Here is a 15,086-nt window from a genome sequence, read left to right on the forward strand (position 1 = left end):
TTATTCTTCTATTAGTTCGAGCGCTTGACTGATAATGTGGAAAATAACATTTTGCTCCACAACGCCTTGTGCCAACTGTGCTCCAGGGCCCTTAGCATGCAATGAGATATCTTCACCAGCATGAGTTTCTGAGCTAAGTGGGATAGTTGCTTCTTGATGAAAGCCCGGTGCTAAGGTATCAATACCGCTTAATCCAACACGTCCAGCAACGGCTTTTTCTAAATATGAAGCATCGGCATTAGTTTCATTACCTAAATCTCTAAAGCCCAAGCCATTTACATAACCGACTGTGGTATACGGCATACCGTCTTTAGCAACTGTTGGTGTATTGCGGCCTACGCCCACAACTTGACCCAAAATTGGATTACCGCGTTTTGGATAGCCAGCAATAGTAAATACATGGCTGTGATCTGCGGTGACTAAAATAAGTGTTTCATTTGGATCAGTATTTTCTACAGCTGCTTTTACCGCATTGGCAAATTCAATCGTGTCATTTAATGCGTTGTAAGCATTACCTGCGTGATGTGCGTGATCGATACGACCCGATTCAACAGTTAGGAAAAACCCTTTTTCATTATTCTTTAAGATATCAATCGCTTTAGTCGTCATTTGCGTTAATGAAGGCTCACCTGCAATATCATTACTACGATCCGCTTCATATTGCATATGCGATTCATTAAATAATCCAAATACACGTTTAGTATCACCACTTATTTTGTCAAAGCCAGCCTGATCAGTAATGTATTTACCATCACTATACATTTGCTGCCATTGCGCCGTTAAATCACGTTCGTCAGTGCGATCGCCTTCTACTGCACTCATGGCATCGTTAGAGTTAAATGCAGCATCTTTTGGTAAGAAATGACGACGACCGCCACCCATCACCACTTCTAGACCATCAACATCAACACCTGCAAAGCGTGCTTCAAGATTTTTTTCAAAATTAACTAATTGCGATGCAATATCTTCACAACCAGCAGTAACTGCATCTTCAGGCATATCGGAAATATCTTCCCAATTACGATCGGCTGATTTTGCATACGTTGCGGCAGGCGTTGCGTGCGTGATCCGTGCAGTAGAAATAATACCTGTGGCTAGGCCTTTAATTTCTGCAAGCTCTGTAGCTGTAATTAATTCATTACCTGCTACAGTTGCACATTTACCACGCTCAATGTCTTCGTTTACACCAATAACACCAACATCCGTTTTAACACCTGAGATAATAGCCGTCATGGTGCCTGCTGAATCCGGTGTTTGTGCATCAACGTTATACGTTTTTATTTGTGCAGAATACGGAAATTCTTCAAAGCTCAAAAAGCCTTCTTCACCTAAAGCGCCTTGCTTTTGGCCAGCAAGGATACGTGCCGCTGTTAGTGTTGATATACCCATGCCATCACCAACAAATAGAATTACGTTTTTTGCTTTAGTAGCTGGCGTTGCATTAGCCATCATTTCTTTAGAGGTTAATTTAGCCTGTGCAGCGCTATACCAATTACTATTCATTTGGTTATCAGGTAACACACCTGCATTAGCACCCGCTGACAATGCCAGTGTTAAACCAATTGCAGTCGCAATTTTATTAATTTTCATTTTTAAGTTCCATTGATACGATTTGGTCAAGAATGTCTGTAGTAATGAGAGCGCTATACTAAGTAGGTTTTGTTACTTAAAAAGTGACTTTATGTTACATAAAAATGAAAAGGTTACATTGTTTATTTTTTATATCATAACGTTACGATAGATCGTAACCGTTCGGCTAACCACACCTAGCAACAACATTTTTTATATTTGAAAATACCTTCAATTCTTTATTGGAGGTCATTATGAATTCACTCCTGCACAAATCAAAGTGATTGAGCATATTCGCCCGAAATACGCCTGTCGTGATTGTGAAAAATCATGCACCGAGTCAAGAATAAAACAACAGCCGATGCCAGCGATGCCAATTAACAAAGGCATGGCCACAGCCAGCTTGCTAAGCCAAATCATCACCAGTAATACCAATATGGCTTACCGCTTCATCGTCAAAAGAGTCTGTTTACGCCGCTCATTGAACGTTTAAAAACAGAATGACTCAAACAGCCCGTACTTAACTCCGATGAAACTACGGTTAATGTGGTGAAATCGGACAAAGTAAACAGTTACATGTGGATGGCTATCAAGCGTATGAAAAAACACAGGCCACCCTTGTGGGCTGTTGGGAGCATGCTCATCGCAAATTTATAGAGGCGAAAAAGCTGCAAGGGAAAAACAAAACAGGCAAAGCCGATATAGTACTTAGCTTAGTACAAAAATTGTATGGGATAGAATCGCGATTAAAAGTAAATCAGTTGATGAGGTCTATCAGACTCGGCAAACACACAATAGGCCGATACTCGACAAACTCAAACAGTGGCTTGAAAAGCATCAACCAAATCTCGTTGGCAACAGCAAACTCATTGATGCGATTAATTACATGGCAAACCAATGGCCGAAACTCATCGAGTACATCAATGATGGACGATTAAGTATCGACAACAATCGCGCAGAGAGAGTTTATTACCGTGGCATTTTAAATGCCTAGGTGGTGATCACCGGACGGATACAACTGAAAATAGCTAATAAGCCCAAAAAGTAACTTTAGTGATCATACAAGTTATTAAAGTACAAATAAATTTACACTTGGTTATGCTTCTTTATTGAATGCTTTTGAATTACAGTCTAATACCACGTCATAAGTCATACTTTTCCACAAGCTAAAGCTGGTTGATTTAACCTTGCCGTATTCTTTAGTTTCTAAATTGACTATGACTTAACCTGTTGAGTGCGCAGGAGCGAGCTTAGATACTTAACTCTGCTGCAGTTTTTTGATCTTCAGCACTTCTTTACTATTTATTGCTGATGTTTAAGCCCGCTTTAACTCGTTAAAGACAAGCGCTCTATGATTCAATTAATATCCGTACTGACTTTTTTAAAACTTTCGTAATACGAGCTAGCACGGCTAGCGCATTTTAATCCCATATACAACAGCGCTGACAGCTAAGAATATGATATAAAAAGTTTATGGACAACTTTACCCTGCTGGCGAGGGTCGTCAATGGATTCGAAATATTTAAATAACTGAATGTCAGGCATGGGTATACTCCTTAAAAAAGGAATATGAGGTCATACTTTTAAGTTAAGGTAAAGTTCGTGATCTTGCCCTGCAATACGCCCTAATCTACATAACCTGAACTCTGGTTGATTAACGCATTAAAAATGGCGCTCACTGAGCGCCATTTTTAATTTAATTCGCTGCTATTATTCTGTATCTGGTAAGTTACGACCGTAGAAGATTTCTTGCATCTCACGGGTTAACTTAGAACGAATGGCTTCTTCTTCGTCATCAGATAAGTCATCAGTAGACACGCCAAATAAATACGTATTTAAATCTGTTTCTTTTAGCATCATCTTAGTGTGGAACAAGTTTTCTTGATACACGTTCACGTCCATCATTTGGTACGCTTCTTTGGTATCTTCGGTCATGTAGTTTTGAATTGAGTTGATCGCGTGATCGATATAGTGTTTCACACCATCTACGTCACGGGTAAAACCACGTACACGGTAGTCAATTGTTACTACATCTGACTCTAAGCTATGAATTAGGAAGTTTAACGCTTTTAATGGCGAAATAATGCCACAGGTTGATACTTCTATATCAGCACGGAAAGTACAAATACCATCATCAGGATGTGCTTCCGGATAGGTATGAACGCAGATGTGGCTTTTATCTAAATGGGCAACCACTGTTTCAGGTAATGGTCCTGGCGCTTCATCAATTTCATAAGTTTGCTGCTGCTCAATTGGCTCTTCTGCGATCAGGATTGTTACACTAGCACCTTGAGGATCGTAATCTTGGCGCGAAACATTTAAAATATTCGCACCGATAATGTCTACTACTTCACCTAAAATATCGGTTAGTCGATCAGCACTGTACTGTTCGTCGATATATTCAATATATTCTTTACGTTGTTGCTCAGTCTTTGCATAGCAAATATCGTAAATACTAAAGCTTAAACTTTTGGTTAAGTTATTAAAGCCATGAAGTTTAATTTTATCGAAGGGTTTGTTCATGATAAACCAACCTATAAACAAGTGAATCTGCCACAGCAGAATGAAAAGTTCGCGGATTTTATACGAATTTCATCGCAGGAAAAAGCGTTATTTTCCCTGTTCTTGTATAACTTCATGTGTGTGGGTAATTTCTACTGTTTTATCAAGCATTAATGCTACTGAACAATACTTCTCTGCAGATAGTTGAACGGCACGCGCAAGGTGCTTTTCTGAAACGTTATCGCCAGTCACAACAAAGTGTAAGTTAATCTTAGTAAATACTCGTGGGGCAGATTCAGCACGTTCAGCGCTTAATTGGACTTGAACATCAGAAAAGTTTTGTTTAGCTTTTTTTAAAATACTCACTACATCAACCGATGAGCAGCAGCCAACAGACATTAATACCATTTCCATTGGGCTTGGTGCGGCGCTATCACTACCTGCATCAAACACAACATTGTGACCAGAATTAGAACGTCCTAAAAAAGTATCGCCTTCAACCCATTTCACATTCGCTTGCATTTTATGACTCTCAAAGAAGTTATTTCCTTGATTGTAAAGAAGTCACACGCAGTTGCAAAGTAAAAACGATAATTGGAATGATTAGGCACTTTCGACAACAGCGCTATCAAAGAGGTTTTTTACCAAGGCCGAGAACTCATCAATAAAGGCATGTTGCTCTATGGTGACTTGATTACTGGTGACGCTGCTGAGCACTTCTTGTAAATCGTATACAATGCCATCTACTTCACGTACTATTTGACTACGTTGTTCGGTGGTAAGTTCGGTATGCTGCTGACATAACAACATGACATTTTCAGCAATATCATCTTCTATTAGCTCCATAATAGTAGGAGCGCCTGGTTTTATTTCGCCGGACTTCTCAAATAATGCTAAATTTTGAGTAAGATACATGATCAGGTCATCATATCCTTGCCTATCTAAAACCATAATTATCCACACCTAATTAAAACGACTGTATTGATTTAAGCAGAAAGCGCTTTTAATTGCTACCTTTGAGTATTAACCAATACAAAAAAAGCAGCATAGGCCGCTTTTTTAGTTATTTATTACTATTTTACCAAAATCGATTAATCGATTTTTAAGCCAGGGCTTAATGTTGCTGGCATTGCTACTTTTTCAAGTTCAACAGAGGCAACTGGGTATGCGCAATAATCAGCTGCATAGTAAGCACTTGCACGATGATTACCTGATGCACCAATGCCACCAAACGGTGCGGCACTTGATGCGCCGGTGATTGGGCGATTCCAGTTAACAATACCAGCACGGATACGACGTAAAAAATGGTCGTAATCTGCCGCATTATCACTGAGTAAACCCGCAGACAAGCCAAAGCTGGTATCGTTGGCTTTATCAATTGCTTGATCAAAGTCAGTAAAGCGAAATACTTTTAACAGTGGCCCAAAATGCTCTTCATCTGGGAAGTTAGCAACATCAGTACATTCAATAATGCCTGGAGTAACAAAACCCGTATTGGCAGTGTGAGTAAGCTCAACTAACATCTTTGCACCAAGTTCAACTAACTGCTGTTGTGCTGTAACCATACCTGCGGCTGCCACTGATGAGATCATCGAGCCCATAAACGGTTGCTCTGCATCATCGTAGTTGCCCACCTTGATAGCTTGAGTCGCACTAATTAAACCGGCTAAAATTGCATCGCCTTGTTCACCTACTGGTAAAAACAGCTTGCGTGCACAGGTACAACGTTGACCACTTGAGATAAATGCTGATTGAATAACATCGTGAATAACGGCTTTCGTATCAGCAACATCAGTAATAATAAGTGGATTGTTACCACCCATTTCTAATGCTAAGATTTTACCTGGTTGGCCGGCAAACTGCTCATGCAGAATATGGCCAGTGCGTGATGAACCGGTAAAGAATAAGCCATCAATCCCTTTATGAGCAGCAAGAGCCTTACCTGTGGCTACTTCACCTTGCACTAGGTTAATAACCCCAGCTGGTAAACCTGCTTTTTCCCATAATTTAAGCGTTAGCTCAGCAACAGCTGGAGTCAGCTCCGATGGTTTAAACACCACAGTATTGCCCGCTAAAAGTGCTGGCACAATATGGCCATTAGGTAAATGACCAGGGAAGTTATAAGGGCCAAATACCGCCACTACACCATGTGGTTTATGGCGGATCATGGCACGACCTTGCGGCATTGGGTTTTCTACGTCGCCAGTGCGCTCTAAAAATGCTTTTTCAGAAATCGCTATTTTACCGACCATAGCACCAGCTTCAGTGCGAGTTTCCCATAACGGCTTACCCGTTTCTTGGGCTATTACAACCGCAAGCTCTTCGCTGTGCTCTTTTAGCGTTGCTGCAAATGCTTTTACAATGGCTAAACGTTCTGCGAATGATTTATCGGCCCAGCTATAAAATGCTGTACGTGCTGAGTTAACAGCGGTGTCTACTTGCTCACTGGTGGCTGAGTTTGCTTGCCAAATAATTTCGTTATTGGCTGGGTTTACTGAATTAAATGTATCGCCTAAGCCTTGCGACCATTGACCATTAATAAATTGTGCAGGATGAGTCATATACTTTCTCCTAAATTATATACGTGTTGCGGTAACTATATCGCCAGCTTGTAAGTGCAGTGCATCGGCTATTGCCTGTGGCAAAGTCAACTCTGAGCTTGTTTCATCAAGGTTTAGTTGTGCGACGGTTGCTCTAAAGTCATTGAGTTTGTCATTCGCTAGCATGATTGCTGTCTCGTCGCTGTTTTCACCTATTGTTACGGTAAAGTTTTTGGCATTACGAATAGTTGCAATATTATCTACTTTCGCTTCAACGGTTGGACCTGCGTCAAAAATATCAACGTAGCCATTAAAAGTGAAGCCTTCTCTTTTTAACAACTCAATCGCTGGGCGCGTATTATTGTGCACCTTGCCGATCACGGCTTGCGCTTCTTCACTTAACAAGTTGACATAAATTGGGTACTTTGGCATAAGCTCAGCGATAAATACCTTTTGGCCAATCCCAGTTAAATAGTCAGCAGTTGGGAAGTCCATTGAGAAAAAGTGTTCTTCAAGCCATTGCCAAAATGGGCTACTGCCCTGTTCATTCGAAACACCGCGCATTTCTGCGATCACAGTTTCAGCAAAACGCTCTTGATGCTGCTTGATAAACATAAAACGTGCTTTTGAAAGCAGCTTGCCATTGCTATTCTTGCGGTAACCATCTTTTAAAAACAGCGTACAAAGCTCTGTTGCCCCAGTGTAATCATTACACAAGGTTAAAATATCAACTGCTTTATATACATTCAATGTACGAGATGAATGAATAGCTTTACTTAAATGGTAATGATAAAACGCATCATCTAAACCTACCGCAGCCTCTATAGCTGAAGTACCAACTACCTCACCAGTTTCGCTATCTTCAAGAACAAACAAGTAACCTTCATCACCTGGATGAGATGCACTTTTTGCGAATGAGCTTATAGAATGGCCTATCTTTTTTTGTAATAACGCTTCGTTATTAGGTAAAGACGTAAAACCATGCCCTGATTCGTGGGCAATTTTCAATAAAGCAGGGTAATCACATTGCTGGATTGGGCGAAGGATCATCATGAGTCCGCTTGCTCCCTTATAAATAACGGTAAAATTAGAATACTAGGGCAAGCTTGCTACTTGCCCTTATTATGATTAGAGGTGTTGATTAACCGTTCACAACGTTGGCTACGGCTTTTTCAAAGCGTGCCATCCCTTCACGGATATCTGCTTCAGGGATCACTAGAGATGGCGTAAAGCGCACCACATCGGCACCCGCTACTAACGACATCACTCCCTCAGCAGTTCCTGCTACTAAAAACTCTTTAGCTCGGCCTTTAAACTGCTCATTAACCACAGCACCAATTAATAAACCTTGGCCACGAATTTCCGAGAAAACGTTGTACTTATCGTTAATTGCAGTTAGTAATTCATTAAACAATGCTGACTTTGCTTTTACACCTGCGAGTACTTCTGGTGTATTCACAGTATCAAAGGCTGCTTCACCAACGGCGCATGCTAACGGGTTGCCACCATAAGTAGAACCATGAGTACCCACTTTAAGGTGCTTAGCAACCTCTGTCGTGGTGATCATTGCACCAATTGGGAAACCGCCGCCAAGTGCTTTTGCAGTAGTTAAAATATCAGGTACTACATTTAACCCTTGGTATGCGTAAAGATCGCCAGTACGGCCAATACCAGTTTGTACTTCATCAAAAATAAGCAATGCATTATGTTTAGTACACAACTGGCGTACACCTTGGGCAAACTCGTCTGTAGCAGAGATAATACCGCCTTCACCTTGCAATGGCTCCATCATTACTGCACAGGTGTTATCTGAGATCAGTGCTTCAAAGGCCGCTAGATCGTTAAAATCACAATGTACGATATCTCCCGGCTTAGGACCAAAACCATCAGAATAAGCAGCTTGACCGCCCACAGTTACAGTAAAGAATGTACGACCATGGAAACCTTTATTGAAAGCGATGATCTGCGATTTTTGCTCACCAAAGTTTTCAAGCGCTAAACGACGTGCAAGTTTAAGGGCTGCTTCATTTGCTTCTGCGCCTGAGTTAGCAAAATATACTTTTTCAGCAAATGTCGCATCTACCAATTTCTTTGCTAAACGAAGTGCTGGTTCATTTGTCATTACATTTGATAAGTGCCAGATTTTTTCGCCTTGCTCTTTTAATGCTTTAACCAATGCTGGATGACAGTGACCTAGACAGTTAACAGCGATACCACCAGCAAAATCGATATATTCACGACCTTGCTGATCCCATACACGTGAGCCTTCACCACGAACAGGAATAACACTTGAAGGTGCGTAGTTAGGAACCATTACTTGATCAAATAATTCGCGATTGACTGTCATTTTATATCCTCTTAATTGTGATCCTACAGAAAGTTTAAAAAATAGCCTTGATGATGCACTGTTGTACCATCTTCTTTGGCGTCAATCAGCATAGCTCACATCACCAAAAAATACTCTCTGGTTCAATTTTCAGATTATCATTATTTCAGAGTTTTTCGTTATTGTCTCTTATAAAACTTTCATGTAGCCCTTGTTATTAAAGGCTTTGAGATATAATTTCAGAGATAGTGAATAACTATCTGAATAACGAATTATAGGGTTATTTATTCGATATGGCTGCCCCACCCCTTCAAGCAGAGCTTTGCAAGATAAAATATGAGTGAGAGTAGCCATTAATGATGAATGAATAGTCGTAAAAAAATTAACAAAAAATTTATGAAATAAGGGCGTATTGACCTTTCAGGATTAAAATTTGTTCAAATTAGGGGCGATTTAATCGCGGCGCGAGATTTGTAACCTAGTGGGCTAAGTAAAAATCGAGCAAAGCTTCCGCGTCCTGCTCACGCCCCTTACCTACATCCATGTAGGCAACAAAGAGTTAATCGCCCCTAGGAAGAACCCAAAGGGCAGCGCGTGTTTGGCATTAATGCTGCGTTATCGCCTATTTATGGGGGACAACCACACTACATAGGCTCTGCCTTGCCTAAATACCAAACACACTGCTGCAAATTTAACCTCGAAAGATAAACACGCCCTAGTCAATTTTTATATGGAAATGCTGCAAATTGGTTTTTTCAAGCTGTTCTAGTTCCTGTTTTGATAACCCAACGTAATCAAACCAGAGTGATTTTTCATCACTTTCCACCAGCTGATGTTCGCTCAAACTAACACACTGGCTATAACAACGCGCCTTTTGCATTAACATCGCTAATGGCAATAGAGACCCTTTTTTAGGCGCACCATTAATCAGCTGCAATAACACAGCATTAAAAGGTAAATATCGAAACGCCATTTTATCAATCACCGCCGCCGTGACTTTTAACGCATGCTGATTAAGTAACGTACTTAAAAATAACGGATCAGGTTTTAGCTCTAACAGTGCGGTGTGAAGATCTTTATGTTGATCTTCTCGGGCAAGGGTTACTTTGCGCTGCCATATTCGTTCGAATGTTCGTAAATAGAGTCGAATCAAAGCTATCTTACCAACATCAAGCAACATGCCTAAAGTAAATGCATGCACTTCATTAATCCCATTGAACTTTGCCAACTCTTGTGCCGCAATCGCACAAGCCATGGAGTTATCGCGCAGGCGACGTTTTAATAATGGGAATGGTTCGGTGCTATGTGGCATCCAATGTCGTACCGCAAAAGTAGGCACTACAAACTGCAAGTTATCTAAACCAATATAACGCAGAGCTAAAGAAGGATTATCAACTTTTACCGAAGTATGTTTATTACGCTGCGCACGATAATAAGGCAAATTCACAAAGGTAACTAGATCACGTCCTAGCCAAGTTAAATCTTTAACTAATGGCTCAAGGCGTCCTACCGATGCTGATTTTACCGCAAGTATGTCTAAAATCGCGGGGACATTATCTTCAATACCAATAGTTTCATATAGTACTGTATCAATATCGGCTAACTGCTTGTTCATGGCAGTATCAATTACTTGGTGTAGCTGCTGACTGGCTTGAGCGCGGTATTTATGATGAGCAGTGCTAGATAACTTGCGTATTTTTTCTGCTGCGACTTCAACCTCAAGTAAAGTGCGCTGCTTTATTGCCTCACCATGATTTATATCTAAAGTATGAATATAGCCAATTTGACGTTGCGCAAAGCTATGCCCAAGCAACAAATCATGGGCTCGTTGTTCTAATGCCTGAGCTGTCCTTTGTTGGCGTATTTCATCTGTCATTAATGGTTATCTTTTATAAAAAATGAAAGGAAGCAATTACGTTTATTAGTATAAGCCTAGAACCGAGTTAAAAAGTTAGCAAGTAATTCAAGCCCTCGCTGGGTTAAAATTGCCTCTGGGTGAAATTGTACTCCCTCTAACGCTAAGCTATTATGAACTAAGCCCATTATTTCATCTAACTGGCCACTTTCAGTTTCGGTCCAAGCGGTGATCTGCAACTCATCAGGAATGCTATCTTGTTCAACAACCAACGAATGATAACGGCACACAGTTAGTGGATTTGGCAAGCCGACAAATGCACCTTGATTGGTATGATAAATTGGCGAGGTTTTACCATGCATCACTTGCTTTGCTCTAACAATATTCGCACCTAGCGCTTGTGCTATTGCTTGATGACCTAAACAAATACCTAAAATTGGAAACTGACCTTTTAATTGCTCAACAAGTTCTAAAGATATACCCGCCTCATTTGGCGAACATGGCCCAGGTGATATTACGATATGTTGAGGGTTTAACTGGGCAATTTGACTAACCGAGATCTCATCATTACGCTTTACTAGCACCTGTTGATCTAAACGTTGAAAATACTGTACCAAATTGTAGGTAAACGAGTCGTAATTATCGATCATTAAAAGCATGTAATAAAGCACTCAAAATAGTAATTGTTTGCAGACAACTGCCCGCATTCATATTCTAACTTAAGCTTGCACGAGTGTCAGTGTTTTGTATTCAGGCAAAAAAAATTACTTTAATAACAGCTTGATGTTGATTTATTTTAAATCAGCCCAAGTTATATTGCTAAGCTAAACACTGATAATGAAAAGGTCACGGCAAGGGCAAAGCAATACCATGTCATTGATAAAAAAATCCGTGTTCTGGAGTTACAAGATGCCCCCATTGATGACGAAGTAATGCATCCAATTAAATTAAGAAGCTGTAATAAAATGCTCATTTAAGGCTGCTTTTTCAGCACTAGATAAAGCTTGCTTAGTTTTAGCGGCAAAGTCGTAACGTACCAGCACTGTTTTACCGATTGCGCAGCATTTATCTTGTTGCCACGCCTCTTGGCGAAGCACAAATGAGCTACTGCCAATATACTCTACCGATGTTTTAATACTTACTTCATGCGAGTAAAACAACTCACCTACAAACGACACCTCAATTTTAGCAATAATAAGCTTCCAATCGTGAGGATTTAAATCGGGGGTAAAAAATTTAAAAATAGGCGCACGTGCGGCTTCAAACCAAACAGGGAGTACGGTATTGTTGATGTGTCCGAGTGCATCCGTTTCGCTAAAGCGCGGCATCACTTTTTCAGTAAACATAATAATCCAATAATAATTAAACAGGTAACTCATGACGGACTTTATCTGCGTGTATGACAACGCGCTCAGTAATGACTTTTGCGATAATTTTATCACTACCTTTTCGCAAAGCCCGCATATAAAACAAGGGGTGACATCAGGGGGCATAGATCTTAATAAAAAAGATAGCCGCGATTTACACTTAAACAATCACCCTGAATACGCTGAGCAATTAAAACATATTCAACAAACTACTGCACAATATGTTTTTAACTACATTGAAGAACATATTTTTATGATGATTGGGGCGTTTGGTTTGAAAGTGTATCACCCAAAAACAGGGCAGCTGGTAGATTTGACTCACGCTAACTATGACGAAGTAGGTAAACCGCAATTACCTTTATTGGTACAGCAAATTTTTCGACTCGGTAATATTCAAGCGCAAAAATATGGAGTAAATAAAGGCGGCTACCCGTATTGGCACAGTGAAGTGTACCCACAGTTACAGCATAACGAAGCGCTGCATCGGGTATTGTTATTTATGTTTTATTTAAACGATGTTGAAGAAGGCGGTGAAACCGAGTTTTATTATCAAAATCGTAAGATAACCCCGAAAAAAGGCACTATGGTCGTAGCCCCTGGCTACTTCACCCACACACATCGTGGTAATAAACCCATCTCAAATGATAAGTATATTTTAACCTCATGGGTCATGTTTAACCGCGCAGAGCAAATATATGGACAACCACAGTCCTAAAATAAATCATAATTTGTAGGCAACTTTTTATAAAGTTATGTTTGGTTTTAATATAAAAAATTAAAACCAAACCACAAATTAGTAATAAATATATCTACCGCTCTAACTACCTCGTATTTATTCTTAAGGCTTTTAGCTTGGCAGGCTAAACACAGGAGAGTGACATGAACAACAGTCAAGTGATGGAAATTTTTACTGAAAACAGCCACCCAGTGCCAAATAATGTAACAGAATTACCCCAAACGAATCGACTCAAATATCTACATGCGAAAATGCGCGATAAAGTCGCTAGCAAAAGTCAGTTTATATTTTATGCTGATCAGGTTTTCCGCTTATTAATTGAAAAAAGTTTAGAATTAGTTCCATTTAAAGACATGAATGTTACTACCCCTGTTGGTGAAACATATAAAGGTAAGCAGTTTGCAGAGCAACTATGTGCTGTTTCAATCGTACGCGCTGGTGAAAGCATGGAAAATGAGCTACGACATATTGACCTAAAAATTCCAATTGGAAAAATTCTTATCCAACGCGACACTTTGACTAAATTGCCAACACTTTATTACTCCAAACTGCCAGATAATATATCTCAATGCCGTGTTCTAGTATTTGAACCAATGCTAGCGACAGGTGGATCTGCGATTTGTGCTATTCAGGTGCTTATCAAGCCCATATAGATATTAGCGGCATAATCAAGGCTTCTAAAACTTTAACCTTGATCAATGAGTCTCCAGGTAGGATTACAAAACTACATTTACAATCAGGCGGAATTACTCACAATGGTGATACTTTACTCGAAATAGAACATGAAGAAGAGAAAGCACAACTTCAAATTGCTAAATCACGCTTTGAACTACAAAATACGACTGTTGATAGATATAAGAGCCTCCATAGTTCAAGTAAGATAAGTACTCAACAATTAGATGAATCGATTGCTTTACTTGCGCAATACAAAGCAGAAATAAATTTACTCACCGCGAAAATAGCTAAAAAAATTATAACGGCACCATTTACTGCTCGTATCGGTATTCATGATTTACAAATCGGCCTGTTTTTACCTATCAATACAAGCCTTACCCAGCTAGTTGGAATCGAAGAATATATGTGGGTCGATTTTTTACTCCCACAAACCTATTCTGAGCTGGCAATAAATACGACTGTAGAGCTCACTTTACTTAATGACAAGAGCACAAAAATAACTGCAAAAGTAGTTTCTGTTGCTCCTGCAATGGCGAAGCACTCAAGACAATTAAAATATCGTGCAAAAGTAGCCATAGCAAATAATAAACTAAACTCAAATCAGCTTGTTCAAGTTAAAGTCCCTATCGGTAGTAAAAAAGCTGTAGTCGCAATCCCTTACTTATCAGTTATAAAGGATCAATTAGGTAACTATGTCTACTTATTAAATAAAGACAGTCAAGGAAAAACATACGCCAAACGCAGTAAAGTTGAGCTTGGCGAGCGCATTGGCGACCTTGTGATGATCACTGGCGGATTAAAGTCAGGTACATTAATCGCGAGTCAAGGCGCCTTTAAATTACGAGATGGATTAAGAGCTCACTTACTTAATTCTGATGATACTGTAGCAATGGAAGCAACACTTCCGACTAAGGTTTCATTATGAAAAACAATCACTTTATGGATAAATTCATAATACAACCCGTTCTTGCAATTGTTTTATCAGTCATGATTTGTATCGCAGGAATATGGTCTGTACTTCAAGTAACTGTTTTGCAGTTTCCAAAAATTGAAAGCTCATCATTAGTTATTTCAACTAACTATACAGGTGCATCTGCGCAAACAGTGAAAGGGTTCATAACCGAGCCAATCGAGAGAATTTCAGCCACAGTACCGGGTGTCGATTATGTAGAATCGGTAACCATTGCTGGAAATAGCACAGTAACCGCGTACTTAAACCTTAATGAAGATAGTACTCGTGCTTTATCACAACTTACAGCCCGTCTCAGCCAAGTAAAATATATGCTACCAGAGCAAAGTGAAGACCCCGTTGTAACAGTTAAACGCACTGACCGCCCTCACGCCCTATTCTATTTAAATATTGAGCATCAAGGAGCATCATTAACACAGTTAACCGACTTTTTATCGAGGCAAGTAACGCCGATCATTACTGATATTGAAGGTGTACAAGAAAATACACTGAAACTGAAAGGCGCATTTATGTTTCAATAAATTCGATTTACAGTGACTGTAGTAA

14 protein-coding genes and 1 pseudogene are annotated in these 15,086 nt (G+C 39.9%); 5 read left to right on the plus strand and 10 right to left on the minus strand.

The features are described from left to right. The gene (locus HHO47_RS05905; RefSeq protein ID WP_169019452.1) at positions 1–1,590 is read right to left on the minus strand and encodes an alkaline phosphatase; all 1,590 of its coding nucleotides are present in this window, start codon (positions 1,588–1,590) and stop codon (positions 1–3) included. 235 nt (positions 1,591–1,825) lie between these two features. On the opposite strand from HHO47_RS05905, the pseudogene HHO47_RS05910 reads away from it, so the two are divergent. Next, positions 1,826–2,533, plus strand: a pseudogene (locus HHO47_RS05910) (IS66 family transposase); the annotation flags it as partial. Positions 2,534–3,279: 746 nt separating this feature from the next. Here HHO47_RS05910 and speD read toward each other — a convergent pair. The 9 genes from speD to HHO47_RS05955 form a co-directional block, all read right to left on the minus strand. Beyond that, complete coding sequence (speD, locus tag HHO47_RS05915; protein ID WP_169019453.1) at positions 3,280–4,092, minus strand: adenosylmethionine decarboxylase; 813 nt, start codon at positions 4,090–4,092, stop codon at positions 3,280–3,282. 87 nt (positions 4,093–4,179) lie between these two features. After that, positions 4,180–4,593, minus strand: coding sequence for an OsmC family protein (locus tag HHO47_RS05920; protein ID WP_064668210.1), 414 nt, complete (start codon positions 4,591–4,593; stop codon positions 4,180–4,182). Between the two features lie 81 nt (positions 4,594–4,674). Continuing rightward, complete coding sequence (locus tag HHO47_RS05925; protein ID WP_169019454.1) at positions 4,675–5,022, minus strand: DUF3802 family protein; 348 nt, start codon at positions 5,020–5,022, stop codon at positions 4,675–4,677. Positions 5,023–5,162: 140 nt separating this feature from the next. Beyond that, the gene (gene astD / locus HHO47_RS05930; RefSeq protein ID WP_169019455.1) at positions 5,163–6,632 is read right to left on the minus strand and encodes a succinylglutamate-semialdehyde dehydrogenase; all 1,470 of its coding nucleotides are present in this window, start codon (positions 6,630–6,632) and stop codon (positions 5,163–5,165) included. A gap of 15 nt (positions 6,633–6,647) precedes the next feature. Next, complete coding sequence (astA, locus tag HHO47_RS05935; RefSeq protein ID WP_169019456.1) at positions 6,648–7,664, minus strand: arginine N-succinyltransferase; 1,017 nt, start codon at positions 7,662–7,664, stop codon at positions 6,648–6,650. Positions 7,665–7,752: 88 nt separating this feature from the next. Then, complete coding sequence (locus HHO47_RS05940) at positions 7,753–8,958, minus strand: aspartate aminotransferase family protein (protein ID WP_169019457.1); 1,206 nt, start codon at positions 8,956–8,958, stop codon at positions 7,753–7,755. A gap of 694 nt (positions 8,959–9,652) precedes the next feature. After that, positions 9,653–10,813, minus strand: coding sequence for an HDOD domain-containing protein (locus HHO47_RS05945; RefSeq protein ID WP_169019458.1), 1,161 nt, complete (start codon positions 10,811–10,813; stop codon positions 9,653–9,655). A gap of 56 nt (positions 10,814–10,869) precedes the next feature. Next, on the minus strand, positions 10,870–11,451 hold the full coding sequence (locus tag HHO47_RS05950; RefSeq protein WP_169019459.1) for an anthranilate synthase component II: 582 nt from the start codon (positions 11,449–11,451) through the stop codon (positions 10,870–10,872). Positions 11,452–11,739: 288 nt separating this feature from the next. Continuing rightward, positions 11,740–12,138, minus strand: coding sequence for an acyl-CoA thioesterase (locus tag HHO47_RS05955; RefSeq protein ID WP_169019460.1), 399 nt, complete (start codon positions 12,136–12,138; stop codon positions 11,740–11,742). A gap of 31 nt (positions 12,139–12,169) precedes the next feature. Here HHO47_RS05955 and HHO47_RS05960 point away from each other — a divergent pair, with 31 nt between their 5' ends. The 4 genes from HHO47_RS05960 (at position 12,170) to HHO47_RS05975 (ending at position 15,061) form a co-directional block, all read left to right on the plus strand. Further along, positions 12,170–12,874 carry a 2OG-Fe(II) oxygenase gene (locus HHO47_RS05960; RefSeq protein ID WP_169019461.1) on the plus strand — a complete coding sequence of 235 codons (705 nt, stop codon included), beginning with the start codon at positions 12,170–12,172 and terminating at the stop codon, positions 12,872–12,874. A gap of 164 nt (positions 12,875–13,038) precedes the next feature. Beyond that, positions 13,039–13,548 (plus strand): uracil phosphoribosyltransferase, encoded by a 510-nt coding sequence (locus HHO47_RS05965; RefSeq protein ID WP_248290933.1) that lies wholly within the window; start codon positions 13,039–13,041, stop codon positions 13,546–13,548. After that, positions 13,515–14,495: an efflux RND transporter periplasmic adaptor subunit gene (locus HHO47_RS05970; protein ID WP_211183625.1), complete on the plus strand. Its 981-nt coding sequence runs from the start codon at positions 13,515–13,517 to the stop codon at positions 14,493–14,495. The genes HHO47_RS05965 and HHO47_RS05970 overlap by 34 nt, the downstream gene beginning before the upstream one ends. Then, positions 14,492–15,061: an efflux RND transporter permease subunit gene (locus HHO47_RS05975; protein ID WP_248290934.1), complete on the plus strand. Its 570-nt coding sequence runs from the start codon at positions 14,492–14,494 to the stop codon at positions 15,059–15,061. Before HHO47_RS05970 ends, HHO47_RS05975 begins: the two co-directional genes overlap by 4 nt. Positions 15,062–15,086 lie beyond the last annotated feature (25 nt).

Source organism: Pseudoalteromonas arctica (assembly GCF_012927645.1).
GTDB classification, from domain to species: Bacteria; Pseudomonadota; Gammaproteobacteria; order Enterobacterales; family Alteromonadaceae; genus Pseudoalteromonas; species Pseudoalteromonas arctica_A.

Excerpts from the sequence above, each read along its gene's own strand:
- HHO47_RS05905 (WP_169019452.1), bottom strand. The coding sequence starts at position 1,590 with ATGAAAATTAATAAAATTGCGACTGCAATTGGTTTAACACTGGCATTG.
- speD (WP_169019453.1), bottom strand. The coding sequence starts at position 4,092 with ATGAACAAACCCTTCGATAAAATTAAACTTCATGGCTTTAATAACTTA.
- HHO47_RS05920 (WP_064668210.1), bottom strand. The coding sequence starts at position 4,593 with ATGCAAGCGAATGTGAAATGGGTTGAAGGCGATACTTTTTTAGGACGT.
- HHO47_RS05925 (WP_169019454.1), bottom strand. The coding sequence starts at position 5,022 with ATGGTTTTAGATAGGCAAGGATATGATGACCTGATCATGTATCTTACT.
- astD (WP_169019455.1), bottom strand. The coding sequence starts at position 6,632 with ATGACTCATCCTGCACAATTTATTAATGGTCAATGGTCGCAAGGCTTA.
- astA (WP_169019456.1), bottom strand. The coding sequence starts at position 7,664 with ATGATGATCCTTCGCCCAATCCAGCAATGTGATTACCCTGCTTTATTG.
- HHO47_RS05940 (WP_169019457.1), bottom strand. The coding sequence starts at position 8,958 with ATGACAGTCAATCGCGAATTATTTGATCAAGTAATGGTTCCTAACTAC.
- HHO47_RS05945 (WP_169019458.1), bottom strand. The coding sequence starts at position 10,813 with ATGACAGATGAAATACGCCAACAAAGGACAGCTCAGGCATTAGAACAA.
- HHO47_RS05950 (WP_169019459.1), bottom strand. The coding sequence starts at position 11,451 with ATGCTTTTAATGATCGATAATTACGACTCGTTTACCTACAATTTGGTA.
- HHO47_RS05955 (WP_169019460.1), bottom strand. The coding sequence starts at position 12,138 with ATGTTTACTGAAAAAGTGATGCCGCGCTTTAGCGAAACGGATGCACTC.
- HHO47_RS05960 (WP_169019461.1), top strand. The coding sequence starts at position 12,170 with ATGACGGACTTTATCTGCGTGTATGACAACGCGCTCAGTAATGACTTT.
- HHO47_RS05965 (WP_248290933.1), top strand. The coding sequence starts at position 13,039 with ATGAACAACAGTCAAGTGATGGAAATTTTTACTGAAAACAGCCACCCA.
- HHO47_RS05975 (WP_248290934.1), top strand. The coding sequence starts at position 14,492 with ATGAAAAACAATCACTTTATGGATAAATTCATAATACAACCCGTTCTT.